The organism is Halobaculum limi, assembly GCF_029490015.1.
Lineage (GTDB): Archaea > Halobacteriota > Halobacteria > Halobacteriales > Haloferacaceae > Halobaculum > Halobaculum limi.
In genome coordinates this window covers 370,690-387,202 of sequence record NZ_CP120468.1, presented here as the reverse complement: position 1 = coordinate 387,202, position 16,513 = coordinate 370,690, and the positions used below count along the sequence as shown (strand labels likewise).

Here is a 16,513-nt window from a genome sequence, read left to right as displayed (position 1 = left end):
AAAGTTGATCCCCGATAGATTCAGTTGGATACCAGTTCCGTACCGGTGTTTCGAATCTTCGAACCAATTTGCTAAAACCGCTGTTCGGAAGTACGAATCGGAGAAATAGCGTGCCGTATCGAACGTACGGTTCGGTGGACGTCGATCAGGTCGCCACCGCGGTCACGGCCCGTCCATCCACGTCTCGTGGACGTCGACCCACAGCAGGCCGTTCGGTGCGTCGTCGTCCTCGCGCACGAGCGCTGTGCTGACCCGGCTAGTGGTTCGGTCGGGTGTCCCCTGCCACTCCTCGTAGCGCACGGTCGCGCAGTCGGCGTGGTCGTGTCTGACCTCGACGTTGCGGATGTCGATGTCGAACGCGCCTGGGTCGTCACGGCCGTATGCCGACCGGATCGCGTCGAGAACGGCGTCTCGACCGCGTCGGCTTCCGTCGGGGACGACCATCTCGAATCCGGGGGCAAGTGCGTCCGCGATGGCGTCGAAGTCGTCGCGGGCGGCGGTACCCGCGAACCACGCGACGAAGCAGTCGTGGAGGCGTTCGACCTCCGCACGGCAGGCTGATTCGGTCGGCATACCGATCGCTCGGTCGCCCGCCGGATAGCCGTGACCCTACTCCTCAGTGGTCACATAAAGTCCGCAATCGATCCCTGTTTGTTCTTGTCGTTCTCGAACACCGACTCCAGCGAACGGTCGAGAATCTCCAGTCGCTGGATGGTGTACTCGCGACAGCCGAACTCCTCGGCCACTCTGAGGGCGACGTCCATGTACTTGTTTACCGACCCCTGGTGGACGGTGAGCGTCATGTTCCCGCCGCACTCACGGCAGTCGCCCGACAGCGGCATCCGGCGGTACTTCTCGCCACAGTCGAGACAGCGCGTCTCCTGTCTGGAGAAGGCTCGGAGGTTGCCGATGAGGTCCGGCAGGAAGTGGTACTCGATGACCCGTTCGGCGACGTCGGTCTCGTCGACCGCGCGGAGTTTCCGGGCGAGCGCCAACTGCGCGTCCATCTTGTCCATCATCGACCCGAGCGTCTTGTACGCCGACAGGTCGGGGCCGAGGGCGATGTCGGTCGTGTCGTGGGTGTGGTCGAAGCCGCGGTACTCGTCGTCGGTGCCCAGGGTGTCCTCGCCGATCTGGATCAGGTCCTCTACCTCGCCGGGGTCGGCCATCTCTAAGGTCGCCTCGTAGAACTCACGAGGGTACTGCCGGACGATGTCCATGTTGTGTGCCTCGTCGTCGATCTCCGAGGGGTCGATCCGCGAGGACATCACCAGCGGCGCGTCCATCTGCCCGCCGCGCTGGTCCGGCAGGAACGACTTGCTGAAGTTGAGCAGGCCGTCCATCAGCAACATCACGCAGTCCTCGTCGCCGTCGCAGTTGCGACGTTTCGCCGCGTGGAAGTACGGATGCGCGTAGCCGACGGCGGCGCTCGTGAATCCGACGACGCGCCCGACGACGGCGGCGCTCGTGTGAGGGGCCATCCCGAACACCAACTCGCCGACGAGGTCGTCGCGTTCGTTCACCTCGTAGAACGGGTCCAGGTCGTAGAAGTCGGTGAGGAGTTCGTCGACGAAATCGGCCGTCTTCATCATGTGCTCGGCCGCGCCGTCCGAGAGAACGATGTCCTGGACTTTCAGTTCGATGAGTTGGTCGTCGTGGACGAGCGGTTCGCCGTCGATGTCGGTCTCGTAGCCGAGTTCGCGGAAGTGGTCGACGGTCACGTCGAGTTCCTCCGGGCGCACCGCCGTCACCGGGAGGTCGGTCATGTCGTAGCGGACCGTCCCGTCTTTGAACGAGGTGACGCCGTGTTTCGCTCGGAAGACGCCCTTCTCGATGGGTTCGGGCGTCTTGTTGGCGGAGGACAGCCCCTGTACGCCCTTCAGAATCTCGAAGGAGGCCTCTCGTTCGTCAGTCGCCTCGAGCGCCGACCAGTACTCGCTGTTGAGGTCGATGGTGTGCCAGTCGGGGCTCTCGACCTCCCACTCACACCGCGGACACTCGACGCGGCCGGACTCGTCCGGTTCACAGACCGTGCCGCACTCGTCGCACTCGTAGTGGGGTTCGGTGTGTGCGCCGCAGTCCGGGCACAGGCACTTGAACGTGTGTTCGTCGCAGTCGGGACACTTCCGGTCGCCGACGAGGACGTCGTAGACGCCTTTCCCCTTGTCCGTGCGGTTGCGAGCGGCCTCACCCATCGAGCGCTGACTGCCGCCCAACTCCTTGATGGGAAACAGCGTGTGGACCGCGGGCGAGAGGTCGCGGCTCTCGGACTTCTCCGGGCGGCCCATCCGATTGCCGATGCGGGTGGGCGCACGCTCGCGCACCTCGAAGTCGACGACCTCGTTGACCGCGCGGATGGCGTTGTCGCCGTCGTCCCACGCCTCCGCCTCCGCCGAGAGGTCGGAGCGCTCCCACTCACGACGGAGGCCGTCGGAGACACCGAGTTGACGCAGCAGTGGGCGGTAGTCGGGGACCCGGAGTGCGTCCTCGGTCTGCGTGTGTTCGACAAGCAGTTTCTCTAGCGCCCGGCGGACGGTGTCGGTGTTCTCTACGACGAGCAACTCGCCGGTCACCTCGCCGGCGGCGGCCGCGTCGGCGACGGCGTCGTACTCGTCGACGCCGATGTCGTGCCAGCAGTACGTGTACGCGGGGTGGAGGGGTGCGTCGTACTCGTCGACCCATCCCAGCGCACGTTCGGCGTCGGGGTCGTCGAGGTCGATGGTCAGGTCGTCTTCGAGCGCCTGCATATCTGCGCCGGCGTCCGCGATGTCCTGTTCCCACCACTCGCGGACGTACGACGCGGGGACGAGCGGGTGGTTGTTCTCGACGAACTCGCCGTAGTTGACGAGGTACTCGCCGAGGTCGATGACCTCCTCGACGCCGTTCTGGAGTTCCTTCGCCTCGGCGGGGTCGTCGATGCGGCGCACGTCACCGTTCGCCAGTCTGACCGTCGGGCCGTCGATGGAGTCGACCGGGACGACGCCGCCCGCCTTCCCCGGTCGTTCGGTCTTGATCTGCGTTCCGGTCGCGAGGAAGTCGTCGACGATGTGCATCGTCGCGGGATGGACGCCGGCGGTCGCGAAGCCGTGGTTGCGCGAGCGTCCGTATCGAAGGCGGAACCCGCCTGCCTCCGAGGGATGTCCGAAAACGGGCCGACCTGCGATGAGGTCGCGAAGGAACTTCGTCGACGGTTCCGCCCGCGGCGACCCGGTCGGCGCGTCGTCGGCCTCCTCGTCTGCGTCGCCGTCGCTGACTTCGGCCTCCTCGCCGTCGCCCTCGTCTGCGTCGTCGGCGGCGTCTGCGTCCGCCTCGTCGCTGTCGCCGCTGTCGTAGTAGGTGCCGTCGATGAGGTCTTGGAGCCACGGCCAGTCGACCTCGTCGAGTTGGCGGGTGTACCGCTGGATCTTGGGGGCCTTCAGCGCGATTCCCTCAGCGAGGACGAGACACATCCCGCCGCGGGCGGAGTTTGTGTCTACCCGATCGAGGTCGCGGAAGCCGGACACCTCCTCGTCGCCGGTGGCCTCCCCGTCGAGCATCACCGGCATGTGCTCGGCGATGAACTTCGTCTCCTTGTCCTTCGGCGTGTACTGGAGGCCGGTCTCCTTGTCGTACAGACCGATCTCTTCGGCGTAGCGTTCGATCTCGTCGTCGCGGGCGTGGTACTCTTCGATCCCGAGCAACGCGCGGGCGTAGTCGCCGACGAGGACCGACAGCGCCTGCGCCGTCCCACCCGCAGAGCGGATCGGGCCGGCGTAGTAGACGTTGATGAACTCGGTTCCGTCGTCGTTTTCGAGGATCTCGACGCGGTCGATACCTTCGATGGGGGCGGCGACGACGCCCTCGGTGAGGAGGGCGACCGCCGTCCGCACCGCGCCTTCGATCTTCCCGGCGCGACTGTCGAAGTCACCGACCGTCCCCTCGACGAAGTCGGTCACCAACTCCAGCGCCGCCTCCTCGCGGGACATCTCCCCTTCCAGTTCCCGCACGCGTTCGGCGACGCCGGGGATACCGAGGATGTTCTCGACGCGGTCGGCCATGTCGCGGGCGACGGGAATCTCGATCTCCGTCTGTGGGTCTTTTCCCTGCGCCTTCGCGGCCTCTGCGCGCTCGAACGCCTCGTCGAGTCGGTCTTCGATCCGGGTGAAGTAGCGTTCGTCGTCGGGTCTCATCGGGTCGCCTCCGTCGTCGTCCGCCGTCCTCGCGTGCGGGCGCTCCGTCGCGTCGCCCGCGGCTTCGATAGTGACGACCCCGGAGTCGGCGTCGCGGCGGCGGCCGCCGCGTCACCTCGGCTCACGTCTCGGGGTCGTCGGTGCACGTCACTTTCCTGTGCGGAGGAGGGTCATAAGCGATTCGTCCGTCGCCGGTCGGTGGCGACGCGACCGCCCGGCGATGCCAGTTACAACCAGAGATCCAGATCGGTCACGTCGTCGTGTTCGCGCTCCAGCGACTCCTCGAACGCGCGGAAGTACACCTCGCCCGCGAAGACGGTGCCGCCGTCGAGGTGGCCCGCCAGCGCCTGCCCGCTCCGACGTGAGAGGACGGCGTGGGTGTGTGCGAATCGCTCGCCGTCGAGAAGCGCGACGTTGCCGACGCACGCCGCGACCTCCAGCGGTTCGTCGAACGTGACCGACTGGTACTCCTGGTCGTCCTGGTCGTAGAACCACACCTCGGCGTCTTGCACCGCGCCCATCGCGTTGAACCACGCGGCGTCCGCCTCCACTTCGTCCGCGAGCGATTCGATCTCTTCGCGCCAGTCTGCGCCGTTGTCGAGACTGGCCATATACTCGCCGCTGACCTCAACCTCACGGTAGTTCATACGCGAGGCGTCGACCGAGAGGCAGTAAAGCGTTGCCGACGCGGCGATCCGTCGGTCGGTCGGCAAACGCCGAACCGGACCGGCTCGGGCGAGGGTTCATCTCGGATGCCGGGACCACCCTCGCCGATGCGACGCTGACGATTGCCGCCGGAGGGGACGCGGGTGTGCGGCCCGTCCTCCGGCGTCGTGACCGATTCGGCCGGTCACACGGGCCGCCTGTCAGCCCCTTTCGAGCGACCCCGTCACCGCCTTCGGTGCGACCGCGTTACCGCGTCGCCGCGTCGATAGCCTGGTCGAGGTCGGCGACGATGTCCTTGGGGTTCTCGACGCCGACGGACAGGCGGATCATATCCTGCGTGACGCCGGCGGCCAGTTGCTCCTCCTCGGTGAGTTGCTGGTGGGTCGTACTCGCCGGGTGGATGACGAGCGTCTTCGCGTCGCCGACGTTTGCGAGTAGCGACGCCAGTTCGGTCCCCTCGACGGTGTCGCGGGCAGCGTCGTACCCGCCTTCGACGCCGAAGGCGATCATCCCACCGTAGCCGCCGTCGAGGTACTCCGACGCCTCGGCGTGCGTCTCGTGGTCCGGCAGCCCCGGGTACGTCACCCAGTCGACCGCCGGGTGGTCCGCGAGGTGTTCGGCGACGTGTTGAGCGTTCGAACAGTGGCGCTCCATCCGCATCGGCAGCGACTCCAGTTTCTGCATCGTCGCCCACGCGTCGAACGGCGACTGTGCGCTCCCCAGGTCGCGGAGGCCGCGAGCGATGCCGGCGTAGGTGAGCGCCGCCTCGCCGAACCGCTCGGCGAAGTTGACGCCGTGGTACGCCGGGTTCTCCGCGCCGAGTTCGGGGAAGCGGTCGGCGTGTTCGCCCCACGGGAACGACCCGCCGTCGACGAGGACGCCCCCGACGGTCGACCCGGAGCCGTGGATCCACTTCGTCGTCGACTCCCACACGAGGTCCGCACCGTGTTCGATCGGGCGGCACAGGTACGGCGTCGCGAACGTGTTGTCGACGAACAGCGGCGTGTCGTGGTCGTGGGCGATGTCTGCGATCCGCTCGATGTCCGGCGTGACGAGCGCCGGGTTCCCGATGGTCTCGAGGTGGACGTAGGCCGTGTCGTCGTCGATGGCCTCGGCGTACGCCTCGTAGTCGAGCGTGTCGACGAACCGCGTCTCGACGCCGCGCCGCTCGACGGTGTGTGTGAGGTAGGTGTACGTCCCGCCGTACAGCGACGACGAGGAGACGATGTTGTCGCCGGCGGACGCGAGCAGGAAGTTCGCCAGGTCGAACGACGCCATCCCCGACCCCGTCGGGACGGCACCGACGCCGCCCTCCAGCGAGGCGAGCCGCTCGCCCAGCCGTGCGACCGTGGGGTTGAGCAGGCGACTGTAGATGTAGCCCTCCTCCTCGAGAGCGAACAGTCGAGCCGCGTGGTCGGCGTCGTCGAACACGTACGACGTGGTCTGGTGGATGGGCGGCGCTCGCGCACCGGTCGTCGGGTCTGGGTCTGCTCCTTCGTGGACGCTGCGCGTCCAGAAACCGTAGTCGGTGTCGTCTCCAGGCATATCGTGTCGGTGTACGGATAGCGCCGCCTAAGCGCTACCGCCGAGCGCGGTACTCGCCGGTGTCTGTGACGCCACGGTCGTCCGGCCCGAACGCCGACTACCCCGGGAACAGGCTGGAGTGGACCGGCGCGCGGTCCGGGTCGTCGGCAGGAGGCTCGCTCCCGCCGTCGTCGTCTTCGTCACGGACCGCACGGCCGTCGACGCCGTCGGCAAGGAAATCGCGCAACGGTGGCCCGACCGACTCGGGTTCGACGAGGAACGCGTCGTGGCCGTGGTCGGACTCGACGACGTGGTGGGCCGTCGGCACGTCCACCTCTCGGGCGGCATCTGCGAGCAGTCGCGCCTGCGCGACGGTGAAGTGCCAGTCGCCGGTGAACGACTGCACGAGTAGTTCCCCCTCGAACGCCGCCAGTGCATCTGCGTCGCCGCCGTAGCCGGCGGCGAGGTCGTACTCGTCCATCGCCCGCGTGAGATACAGGTAACTGTTGGCGTCGAACCGCCCGGTGAACGAGTCGGCGTTGTAGTCGAGGTACGACTCCACCTCGCGGTACGGGAAGAACCGCCCCGTGGGGTCGTCGGGCGCGTCGCCGAACGCGTCTCTGCCCGCGGTCCGTCGCCCGAACTTCCGACCCATCGACGCCTTCGAGAGGTACATCACGTGGCCGATGCGCCGCGCCTGCGCGAGGCCGGCGTCCGGGTTCGGGCGGTCGTCGCCGTAGTAGTCGCCGCCGTTCCAGTCGGGGTCGGTCGTGATGGCACGGCGCGCGATGGCGTCGAGCGAGAGACACTGCGTGTCCAGTCGTGCCGCCGTCGCGACCGCCGCGACCCGGCGCACGTCGTCGGGGAAGCGCTTCGCCCAGTCGAGGGCGTTCATCCCGCCGACGCTCCCGCCGACGACGGCGTGCAGACGACCGACGCCGAGGTGGTCGAGCAGTCGTCGCTGTGCTCGCGTCCAGTCGCCGACCGTCACCGGTGGGAACTCCGTACCCCACGGCCCCCCGTCCGGCCCCTCTGTGGGCGGGCCGGAAGAGCCGTAACACGAGCCAGGAACGTTCACGCAGACGACGTAGTACTCGGTGGTGTCGATGGCTTTCCCCGGGCCGACGATGTCGTCCCACCACGCGCGGGCCTGTCCTGCCGTCTGAACGCCGGAGCCGCCGGTCGCGTCGTCCTCCGCTGTGTCGTCGTCGGACTCGTAGCGCTCGCTCCGCGGGGCGTTCGAGACGTGCTGACTCCCGGTGAGGGCGTGACAGACCAGCACCGCGTTCGAGCCGTCGAACTCCCCGTACGCCTCGTACGCCAGTTCGAGGTCGTCGACCGACTCGCCGCACTCGAACTGGAACTCCCCGACCGACTCGCGGGCCGTCATCGTGTCGCCTCTGCGATGGCCCGGTCCAAATCAGCCACGATGTCGGCGGGGTCCTCGATGCCCACCGACAGGCGGAGGAGGTCGGGACTGACGCCCGCCGCACGCTGTTCGTCTGCCGTGAGTTGCGCGTGGGTCGTGCTCGCGGGGTGGATGATCAGCGACCGCGCGTCGCCGATGTTCGCGAGGAACGAGACGAGTTCGACCGACTCACAGACGCGCTTGCCAGCCGCGAAGCCGTCTTCGAGGCCGAACACGACCATCCCGCCGAAGTCGTCGAGGTACTCGGCGGCGTTCGCGTGCGTCGGGTGTTCCTCGAAGCCGGGATAAGTGACCCACGAGACTTCAGGGTGGTCGCGGAGGTGTTCGGCGACGATGCGGGCGTTCTCGCAGTGCTTCTCCATCCGGATCGGAAGCGTCGAGAGGCCTTGGAGGGTCTGCCAGGCGTCGAACGGCGACTGCGGGTTCCCCAGCGTCCGGATCCCCCGGTGACGGGCGACCTGCGCGAACGCCCGTTCGCCGAACTGCTCGGCGAAGTCGACGTCGAACGCGGGGTTCTCGCCCGACAGCTCCGGGTAGTCGGCGTCGGGGTGGTCCCACGGGAAGGTGCCCCCGTCGACGAGGACGCCCCCGACGGTCGTGCCCGCGCCGTGGATCCACTTCGTCGTCGAGTTCCACACCACGTCCGCGCCGCGGTCGATCGGATTGCACAGCGCCGGCGTCGCGAAGGTGTTGTCGACGACGAGCGGAACCGCGTGGTCGTGGGCGATGGCGGCGACCCGTTCGAGGTCGGGCGTCACGAGCGACGGGTTCGCCAGCGTCTCGACGTGGACGTAGGCGGTGTCGTCGTCGACCGCCTCCTCGTACGCGGCGTAGTCGGTCGTCTCGACGGTCCGCAGGTCCACGCCGCGCCGGGAAGCCATCCGCGCGAGATACGTGCTCGTCCCCCCGTACATCTCGGCGCTGGCGACGACGTTCTCGCCCGCACTCGCGAGCAGACTCGTCGCGGTGTCGAGGGCGGCCATCCCCGAGGCGGTCGCGACCGCGTCGACGCCGCCCTCCAGGTCGGCGAGGCGCTTCTCCAACACTCTGGTCGTCGGGTTGGAGATGCGACTGTACACGTCGCCCTCGCGGTCGAGGGCGTACAGATCGGCAGCCGTGTCGGCATCGGGGAACGCGTACGAGGTCGTCTGATAGATCGGCGGTGCCCGCGCACCCGTCGCCGGGTCGCCGGCCCACCCCGAGTGGAGCGCCCGCGTTCGCGCTCCCCACTCGCCGCCTCGACCGCGGTCGCCCCCCCGTGACGACTGCGGGGTGTCGTCGTCGCTCATGTATCGAAGTCATATTCTGGAACACGGTTATGCACGACAGTCACGGCAACGTTCGCCGTCGTCGGGCGAGACTCCCAAAGTCTAAAGCGGGGACCGGCGGTATCGGGCCGTATATGGCCGCCATCGAGTTGGAGGGCGTCACGAAGCGATACGGCGACGTCACCGCCGTCCGCGACCTCGACTTGACAGTCGAAGAGGGCGAGGTGTTCGGCTTCCTTGGCCCCAACGGCGCGGGCAAGTCGACGACGATCAATATGCTCCTCGACTTCGTCCGTCCGACGAGTGGCACCGTGCGCGTGCTCTCGCGGGACGCACAGGCGGAGTCCGTCGAGGTGCGCCGTCACACGGGTGTCCTTCCCGAGGGGTACGACGTGTACGACCGACTCACCGGCCGCAAGCACATTGAGTTCGCGATGCGGTCGAAGGACGTCGAGGGCGACCCCGACGCGATGTTGGAACGGGTCGGTATCGCCGACGCCGCCGACCGCCGTGCAGGTGGCTACTCGAAGGGGATGCGCCAGCGACTCGTGTTGGGAATGGCGCTCGTGGGCGACCCCGACTTGCTCGTCCTCGACGAACCCTCCTCGGGACTCGACCCCGCCGGCGCGAAAGAGATGCGCGAAATCGTGCGCGGCGAGGCTGACCGCGGCGCGACGGTGTTCTTCTCCAGTCACGTCCTTGGGCAGGTCGAGGCGGTGTGTGACCGCGTCGGCATCATGCGCGAGGGCGAACTCGTCGCCGAAGACTCCATCCAGGGGCTTCGCGAGGCCGTCGGCGGCGAGGCGCAACTCGTCGTCACCGTCGACGCCGCCAGCGAAGAGGACTTGGAGGCTGTCCGAGCACTCTCCGGCGTCTCCTCGGCGGCGACGGACGGTGGCACCGTCACCGTCTCCTGTTCGGACGACGCCAAGACACAGGTCATCGGCGCCCTCGAAGACGCCGGCGTCACGGTGAAAGACTTCTCCACGCAGGAGGCGAGTCTCGAAGACCTGTTCCTCACGTACGCCGAGGACGGCGAGGCGGGAGCGTCCGCCCACGACGCCGTCAACGCCGAGGTGAGCGAATGAGCCTCGAAGCCGTCGCCCGCAAGGATTTCCAGGACGCCGTCCGCTCGCGGTGGCTGCTGGCGCTGACGGCGTTTTTCGTCCTCCTCGTCTCGGCCGTCGTCTACCTCGTCCGCCCCGGACAGGGGCAGACGCTGACGACGAGTTCGCTCCTCGGGTCGGTGTTCATCCGCGACGCCCTCGTCACGACACTCATCCCGCTCATCGCGTTGGTCGTCTCGTACAACGCGGTCGTCGGCGAGCGTGAATCGGGATCGCTGAAACTCCTGCTCGCGCTACCACACTCCCGCGCCGACGTGGTGTTCGGGAAAGTGCTCGGCCGGTCGGGCGCTATCGCGGTGCCGGTGTCTGCGGGGTTCGTCCTCCCGGCCGTCGTCGCCGCCATCGGCCCGCTATCGCTACAGGTGGGGACGTACTTCGGGTACATCCTGCTGACGCTGCTGCTGTCGTCGGCGTTCGTCGCAATCGCCGTCGGCTTCTCGTCGGCGGTGTCGTCGAACCGCCTCGCCATCGGCGGTGCGGTCGGCCTGTACTTCCTGTTCGTTCCGCTGTGGGGGGCAATCCAGTTCCCGCTTCGCCTGTATCTCGGCACGGGCGGCGGCCCAAGTTGGCTCCCCATCTCGGGCGGGGAACTGCTCCAAGTGCTCCGCTTGGTCAACCCGACTGGCTCGTTCAAGATCGTCGCCGGCGAGTTCGTCGGCGGCTACCTCTTCGCCGCGGGACAGGCCGGGACGGAGGCCGCCGGGCGCTACGCGCTCGATATGGAGATCGCCGCGATGGCGATGCTCGTCGCGTGGATGCTCGTCCCGCCGCTGCTGGGGCTGTGGCGGTTCGAGGCGGCCGACCTGTAAACTCGCTCGCCGCGCTGTCGTCTCCTTCTCACTCCTCGGCTTCGGGCGGCCAGTCGATACCGCGCTCGGCCAGCAACCCCGCGAACGCCGCCTCGTCCAGTTCCGGCACGTCGTTCGCGTCGGCGTCCTCGCGCTTGCTCGTCCCCGGCGAGTCGCCGACGACGAGGTAGTCGGTGTTGCCGGAGACGGACGACGTGGCGTTCGCGCCGTGCGTTTCTACGAGGTCTTGCGCGACGCTTCTCGACGTAGAGAGCGACCCCGTGAACACGAAGGTTAGCCCGTCGAGGGCGTCGCCGGTGTCGGTCTCGTCGGCCTGTGGGTCGACGTACTGCAGGAGGTCGTCGATGACGCGGGCGTTCTGTTCGGTCTCGAAAAAGTCGCGGACGGTGCGCGCGACCGTCTCGCCGATGTCGTCCACCTCCACCAGTTCGGACTCGCTGGCGTTCCGCACCGCGTCGAACGTGCCGAAGTGGCGCGCGAGGTTCCGCGCGGTCGCCGCGCCGACCTCGTGGATGCCGAGTGCGGCGAGGAACTCGGCCAGTTCGGGCTCCGTACTCGATTCAATCTCTCGAATCAGGTTGCCTGCACTCGTCTCACCCCACCCCTCCAACTCCGCCAGTTCCTCGCGGCGGTCGGACAGTCGGTACAGGTCCGGGAGCGTCTCAACCAGCCCCGCCTCGCGCAGTTGCTCGACGGACTCCTCACCGAGTCCTTCGATGTCGAGACCGCCTCGGCTGGCGTAGTGGACGACCGCGCGTTCCGCCTGCGCGGGACACGCGAGGCCGTTCGGGCAGAACGCGAGGGGGCCGTCGCGCTCCACTTCGCTCCCGCAGACGGGACACTCGCCGGGGAACTCGTAGGCCGTGTCGCTGTGGGATTCGACCACCTCGGCGACCTGTGGAATCACGTCGCCCGCGCGCTTCACCCGCACCTCGTCGCCGACGTTGACGCCGAGTGAGGCTATCTCGTCGGGGTTGTGCAGCGTCGCCCGCGAGACGGTGACGCCGCCCACGTCGACTGGGTCCAGCAGGGCTACGGGGGTCAACCGGCCCGTTCGCCCGACCTGCACGACGATATCCTCCACCGTTGTCACCTCGTGGCGGGCGGGGAACTTGTACGCGAATGCCCAGCGATACGAGCGGGATTTCGTCCCCAATCGCTCGCAGGCCGCACGGTCGTTCACCTTGATCACGGTGCCATCTATCTCGTAGTTGAGGTCCTCACGCTCGGCCAGCAGGCGGTCGCGGTAGTCGATGGCCGCCTCGATGTCGGCGGCCAGTTCCGCCCGGTCGTTGACGTGCAGGCCGAACGAGCGCAGGGCGTCGAGTTCCGCGAGGTGGGTGTCGGGGTGGTCCGGACCGCCCGCATCCGCGTCCCATCCGAGGACGTCGTAGAAGAAGCAGTCCAGCGGTCGGTCGGCGACCGCGTCGAGGTCGAGTTGCCGCAGCGTCCCGGCGGCGGCGTTGCGGGGGTTTGCGAACGGCTCCTTGCCCTCCTCGACGCGCTCACGGTTGTGTTCCTGAAACGCGTCGCGTGGGATGAACACCTCTCCGCGCACCGCCAGCGTCGCCGGCGGGTCGCCGGCGAGTCGCTCCGGGACCGAGGAGATGGTGCGCACTTGCTCGGTCACGTCGTCGCCCGTGCGGCCGTCGCCACGGGTGGCCGCCTGCACGTAGCGGCCGTCCTCGTAGACGACTTCCACCGAGAGGCCGTCGAACTTCGGCTCACAGGAGTAGTCGACATCGTCGACCACCTCGGCGGACTCACCGTCTCCACCTCGGGCGAGTTCCCGCCGTACGCGCCGGTCGAACTCGCGGACGTCTTCGGCCTCGCCCGACTGATCGATAGAGAGCATCGGCGCGGCGTGTTCGACCGTCCCGAGTTCGTCGAGGGTGCCGCCGCCGACGCGACGCGTCGGAGAGTCGTCGGCGGCGAGGTCGAACGCGTCCTCCAGTTCTTCTAACCGCGCGAACAGCGCGTCGTACGTCCGGTCGGCGATGAGCGGGTCGCTCCGGGCGTAGTAGCGGTGGTCGTGTTCACGGATGGCCGCGCGGAGCAGGTCGGCCTCGTCTGCGGCGGCGTCCGCGTCGAAGTCCTTGACCGGCGTGAACTCGGTGTCCGGGTCGACCAGATACGGGTTGTCCGGGTCGGCGTAGCGGAGGTCGTCTGCGTCGACCTCAGCGGGCGTACTCATTGCCCGCGCTTGGACCGGCGCTCGCGTGAATCCATCGGAGCGTGCCGACGCTTCCCATTCAGACTACGATCCGCGGCGGAGTTCTCCAACTGCGATCAGGACGTAGAGGAGGCCGACGATTCGCGTTCCCGTGTACACCCACGGCTTCCACTCGGGGGTAGAGTCACTGGTGTACGCGAGCGACGATCCGTAGTCGACGTACGCACGCGGGTACAGCAGCGCGAGGACGCCGATGACCCCGAGGAAGCGCTTGAACGACGCGTACGACGCGTCGCTTCGCCACATCGACCAGAGGATGAGTAGCCCTTCGAGTCGCGCACCCGGAAGCACCCACGACCGCCAGTCGCACTCCTCGGGGTTGTCGAGTGCGAGTCGTTCGGCGGCGGCGACGAGTGTCTTCGGGGCGACGACTTCGAGCGTACAGACCGCGGTGAGGATGGTTCTGAGCATAGCTACTACATCTCGCGCCATCGGAATGAACCCACACGACGGTTCCGGCGACGAGCGATCGGTCGCGGGGGTGGCGGCTCCGCCGCAGTCGGCCAGTTACCGTTCGTGCTGTACGTCCGGCACGAGGATGCCCTCGTTCTCGAACAGGTCCGCGAGTTCGAACATCGACTCCACGACCACGTCACACGCGGGTTCGACCGCCGGTTTCGGCTCGTAGCCGACGGCGAGGCCCGCCACCTCCAGCATCGGGAGGTCGTTCGCGCCGTCGCCGACGGCGACGGTCCGCGTCATCGGGGTGTCCCGTTCGCCCGCGACGCGCTCCAACTGTTCGTCTTTCGTCCCCTCGATGAGCGGTCCCTCCACCTCGCCCGTGAGGCGACCACCCTTGACGGGCAGGCGGTTGGCGACGATCTCGTCCACTTCGACGCCCGCGCGGTCGAGAGCGCTCGCGACGCCGCGTTCGAAGCCGCCGGTGAAGATGGCGACGTAGTGACCGCGGTCGCGCAGACGCTCGATGACGCCCGCCGCGCCCTCGCGTAGTTCTACCTGATCGAACGCCACCTCCGCCTCCTCCGTTTCGAGATGTTCGAGGAGGCTCGCCCGCTTGCGCAGGCTCTCGGCGTAACTGAGTTCGTCGTTCATCGCTCGCTCGGTGATATCGGCCATCTCGTCGGCGACGCCACATCGCTCGCCGAGCAAGACCGTCATCTCCGAGTCCGAGAGCGTCCCGTCGAAGTCGAACGCAACGAGTCGTGTCATAGCTCACCCTTCGTCCCGCGCGGCTTCAACTCCCCGACTCGGGCGATTCCTCCGGCGGGGACCGCGTTGGTGTGCCAACTTGTCTCTTCCCCATAACTATGATATCTCCACCCGAAACGAGGGGGTTGACGATCCGAATTTGTGGATCACTCTGTCGGGCGAGTTACGCCGACGTGGAAAGCCTTACCCACGCGCCGTTATTCCGACCGCCTATGAAGGTACTCGTCACGGACCCCATCGCAGACGCGGGGATCGAAACGCTGCGAGACGCCGGCCACGAGGTCGTCACGGGCTACGATCTGGAGGGCGACGCCCTGCTGGAGGCGGTCGCGGACGCGAACGCGCTCGTCGTCCGGTCGGGGACGGAGGTGACCGCCGAGGTGTTCGAGGCGGCCCCCGAACTGGTCATCGTCGGCCGCGCCGGCATCGGCGTCGACAACATCGACATTGAGGCGGCGACCGACCACGGCGTCGTCGTCGCCAACGCACCCGAGGGGAACGTCCGCGCGGCCGCCGAACACACCGTCGCGATGACGTTCGCCGCTGCCCGCTCCATCCCACAGGCGCACGGCCGCCTGAAGGACGGCGAGTGGGCGAAGGGCGACTACCTCGGGCGCGAGGTGAACAACAAGACGCTCGGCATCGTCGGCCTGGGGCGCGTCGGCCAAGAAGTCGCCAAGCGGCTCGACTCGCTGGGGATGGATCTGGTCGTCTACGACCCCTACATCAACGAGGAACGCGCCGCGCAGTTCGGCGCGGAACTCGTCGACGACCTCGACGACTGTCTCGCCCGCGCGGACTTCGTCACCATCCACACGCCGCTGCTCCCCGAGACGGAGGGGATGATCGGCACGGAGGAACTGGAGACGATGGGCGACGCGTACCTTATCAACTGCGCGCGCGGCGGCATCGTCGACGAGGCGGCACTTGCCGAGGCCGTCGAGAACGGCCCGGTCCCCGGTGCGGCGCTGGACGTGTTCGCGGAGGAACCGCTCCCCGCGGACTCGCCGTTGCTCGACGTCGACGAGGTCATCACGACGCCCCACCTCGGTGCCAGCACCGAGGCGGCCCAAGAGAACGTCGCCGTCGACACCGCGAAACAGGTGCTCGCGGCGTTCGAGGACGACCCCGTGGTCAATGCCCTGAACGCTCCCTCGGTCGACGAGTCGGCGTTCCCGCGCATCGAACCGTACCTCGACGTGGCAGAGACCGCCGGGAAAATCGCCGCCCAGTTGCTCGGTGAGCGTATCTCCGGCGTCGAAGTCCACTACGAGGGCGACATCGCCGCCGAGAAGGTCGACCTGGTCACCGCCAGCGCACTCAAAGGCGTGTTCTCGCCGCTGGAGTACGAGGTGAACGCGGTCAACGCCCCGCAACTGGCGAAAGACCGCGGCATCGAGGTGACCGAGAGCAAGACCCGGCAGGCCGAAGACTTCCAGAGTCTGGTCACGGTGACGGTGAAAGACGGCGACACGGAGATGTCCGTCTGCGGAACGCTGTTCGCGGGCGACGACCCGCGTATCGTCCGCATCGACGGCTACCGCGTCGACGCCCGCCCGTACGGGCAGATGCTCGTCGCTCGTAACCGCGACGAACCCGGCGTCATCGGCCTCATCGGGAGCGTCCTCGGCGACACCGACGTGAACATCGCGGGGATGTTCAACGGCCGCGAGACCATCGGCGGCGAGGCGCTTACCGTCTACAACCTCGACGACCCGGTCCCCGACGAGGCGGTCGACCGACTCCTCGACGACTCACGGATCATCTCGGTCACTCGGATCGTTCTCGACGACGCCGAAAACGGCCGCTGAGGACGTTTCACAGCCGCTCGCCCGTTTTCTCACTCGTTGTCGCGCTCGGTGTACGTCCGGGTCGCGTCGCTACAGATCGGGTCCGGCTTCTGAGACAGAAGCGTAGCGCCATCAGGACGCGCGAACCAACTCGACGACCGCGTACACGATAGCGATGGCTCCGGCAGTCACTCCGATCGTTCCTAGGAGTTGATTCCGCGGGACGGTGGTCGTCTGTGAGACGGTCAACAGCGCGAGCAACACGACGTGGAGGGCGAGCAGTCGGTCGGTGCGGTCGGACACGACGCCGACCACTCGACAGCGCTAC

General features: G+C 67.7%; 13 protein-coding genes. 3 read left to right on the top strand and 10 right to left on the bottom strand.

The features are described 5' to 3' along the window. Window positions 1-162: 162 nt before the first annotated feature. From P0D77_RS01920 to P0D77_RS01895, 6 genes are all read right to left on the bottom strand, one after another. The gene (locus tag P0D77_RS01920; RefSeq protein ID WP_277554465.1) at window positions 163-573 is read right to left on the bottom strand and encodes a DUF4440 domain-containing protein; all 411 of its coding nucleotides are present in this window, start codon (window positions 571-573) and stop codon (window positions 163-165) included. A gap of 50 nt (window positions 574-623) precedes the next feature. Beyond that, window positions 624-4,169, bottom strand: a complete 3,546-nt coding sequence (locus P0D77_RS01915) for a DNA polymerase II large subunit (protein ID WP_277554464.1) — start codon at window positions 4,167-4,169, stop codon at window positions 624-626. Window positions 4,170-4,396: 227 nt separating this feature from the next. Beyond that, window positions 4,397-4,816 (bottom strand): PPC domain-containing DNA-binding protein, encoded by a 420-nt coding sequence (locus P0D77_RS01910; protein ID WP_277554463.1) that lies wholly within the window; start codon window positions 4,814-4,816, stop codon window positions 4,397-4,399. 265 nt (window positions 4,817-5,081) lie between these two features. Next, window positions 5,082-6,380 (bottom strand): O-acetylhomoserine aminocarboxypropyltransferase/cysteine synthase family protein, encoded by a 1,299-nt coding sequence (locus P0D77_RS01905; protein WP_277554462.1) that lies wholly within the window; start codon window positions 6,378-6,380, stop codon window positions 5,082-5,084. 97 nt (window positions 6,381-6,477) lie between these two features. Then, entirely contained in the window at window positions 6,478-7,749 is a 1,272-nt protein-coding gene (metX, locus tag P0D77_RS01900; protein WP_277554461.1) for a homoserine O-acetyltransferase MetX, read from the bottom strand. Further along, entirely contained in the window at window positions 7,746-9,077 is a 1,332-nt protein-coding gene (locus P0D77_RS01895) for an O-acetylhomoserine aminocarboxypropyltransferase/cysteine synthase family protein (RefSeq protein WP_277554460.1), read from the bottom strand. The genes metX and P0D77_RS01895 overlap by 4 nt, the downstream gene beginning before the upstream one ends. A gap of 113 nt (window positions 9,078-9,190) precedes the next feature. On the opposite strand from P0D77_RS01895, the gene P0D77_RS01890 reads away from it, so the two are divergent. Both P0D77_RS01890 and P0D77_RS01885 read left to right on the top strand, forming a co-directional pair. Next, on the top strand, window positions 9,191-10,144 hold the full coding sequence (locus P0D77_RS01890) for an ABC transporter ATP-binding protein (RefSeq protein ID WP_277554459.1): 954 nt from the start codon (window positions 9,191-9,193) through the stop codon (window positions 10,142-10,144). After that, window positions 10,141-10,992, top strand: a complete 852-nt coding sequence (locus P0D77_RS01885; protein WP_277554458.1) for an ABC transporter permease — start codon at window positions 10,141-10,143, stop codon at window positions 10,990-10,992. Before P0D77_RS01890 ends, P0D77_RS01885 begins: the two co-directional genes overlap by 4 nt. A gap of 28 nt (window positions 10,993-11,020) precedes the next feature. On the opposite strand, the gene ligA is transcribed toward P0D77_RS01885, so the two are convergent. The 3 genes from ligA to serB form a co-directional block, all read right to left on the bottom strand. Continuing rightward, a complete protein-coding gene (gene ligA / locus P0D77_RS01880) occupies window positions 11,021-13,186 on the bottom strand; it encodes an NAD-dependent DNA ligase LigA (RefSeq protein WP_277554457.1) in 2,166 nt (721 codons plus the stop codon). Between the two features lie 63 nt (window positions 13,187-13,249). Further along, window positions 13,250-13,636: a hypothetical protein gene (locus P0D77_RS01875; protein WP_277554456.1), complete on the bottom strand. Its 387-nt coding sequence runs from the start codon at window positions 13,634-13,636 to the stop codon at window positions 13,250-13,252. Window positions 13,637-13,732: 96 nt separating this feature from the next. Continuing rightward, window positions 13,733-14,395 (bottom strand): phosphoserine phosphatase SerB, encoded by a 663-nt coding sequence (gene serB / locus P0D77_RS01870; protein WP_277554455.1) that lies wholly within the window; start codon window positions 14,393-14,395, stop codon window positions 13,733-13,735. A 212-nt stretch (window positions 14,396-14,607) separates the two neighbouring features. On the opposite strand from serB, the gene serA reads away from it, so the two are divergent. After that, on the top strand, window positions 14,608-16,206 hold the full coding sequence (serA, locus tag P0D77_RS01865) for a phosphoglycerate dehydrogenase (RefSeq protein ID WP_277554453.1): 1,599 nt from the start codon (window positions 14,608-14,610) through the stop codon (window positions 16,204-16,206). 111 nt (window positions 16,207-16,317) lie between these two features. On the opposite strand, the gene P0D77_RS01860 is transcribed toward serA, so the two are convergent. Continuing rightward, the gene (locus tag P0D77_RS01860; protein WP_277554451.1) at window positions 16,318-16,488 is read right to left on the bottom strand and encodes a hypothetical protein; all 171 of its coding nucleotides are present in this window, start codon (window positions 16,486-16,488) and stop codon (window positions 16,318-16,320) included. Between the last annotated feature and the right edge of the window lie 25 nt (window positions 16,489-16,513).

Coding starts and splice junctions, on each gene's coding strand:
- P0D77_RS01920 (WP_277554465.1), bottom strand. CDS start 573: ATGCCGACCGAATCAGCCTGCCGTGCGGAGGTCGAACGCCTCCACGAC.
- P0D77_RS01915 (WP_277554464.1), bottom strand. CDS start 4,169: ATGAGACCCGACGACGAACGCTACTTCACCCGGATCGAAGACCGACTC.
- P0D77_RS01910 (WP_277554463.1), bottom strand. CDS start 4,816: ATGAACTACCGTGAGGTTGAGGTCAGCGGCGAGTATATGGCCAGTCTC.
- P0D77_RS01905 (WP_277554462.1), bottom strand. CDS start 6,380: ATGCCTGGAGACGACACCGACTACGGTTTCTGGACGCGCAGCGTCCAC.
- metX (WP_277554461.1), bottom strand. CDS start 7,749: ATGACGGCCCGCGAGTCGGTCGGGGAGTTCCAGTTCGAGTGCGGCGAG.
- P0D77_RS01895 (WP_277554460.1), bottom strand. CDS start 9,077: ATGAGCGACGACGACACCCCGCAGTCGTCACGGGGGGGCGACCGCGGT.
- P0D77_RS01890 (WP_277554459.1), top strand. CDS start 9,191: ATGGCCGCCATCGAGTTGGAGGGCGTCACGAAGCGATACGGCGACGTC.
- P0D77_RS01885 (WP_277554458.1), top strand. CDS start 10,141: ATGAGCCTCGAAGCCGTCGCCCGCAAGGATTTCCAGGACGCCGTCCGC.
- ligA (WP_277554457.1), bottom strand. CDS start 13,186: ATGAGTACGCCCGCTGAGGTCGACGCAGACGACCTCCGCTACGCCGAC.
- P0D77_RS01875 (WP_277554456.1), bottom strand. CDS start 13,636: ATGCTCAGAACCATCCTCACCGCGGTCTGTACGCTCGAAGTCGTCGCC.
- serB (WP_277554455.1), bottom strand. CDS start 14,395: ATGACACGACTCGTTGCGTTCGACTTCGACGGGACGCTCTCGGACTCG.
- serA (WP_277554453.1), top strand. CDS start 14,608: ATGAAGGTACTCGTCACGGACCCCATCGCAGACGCGGGGATCGAAACG.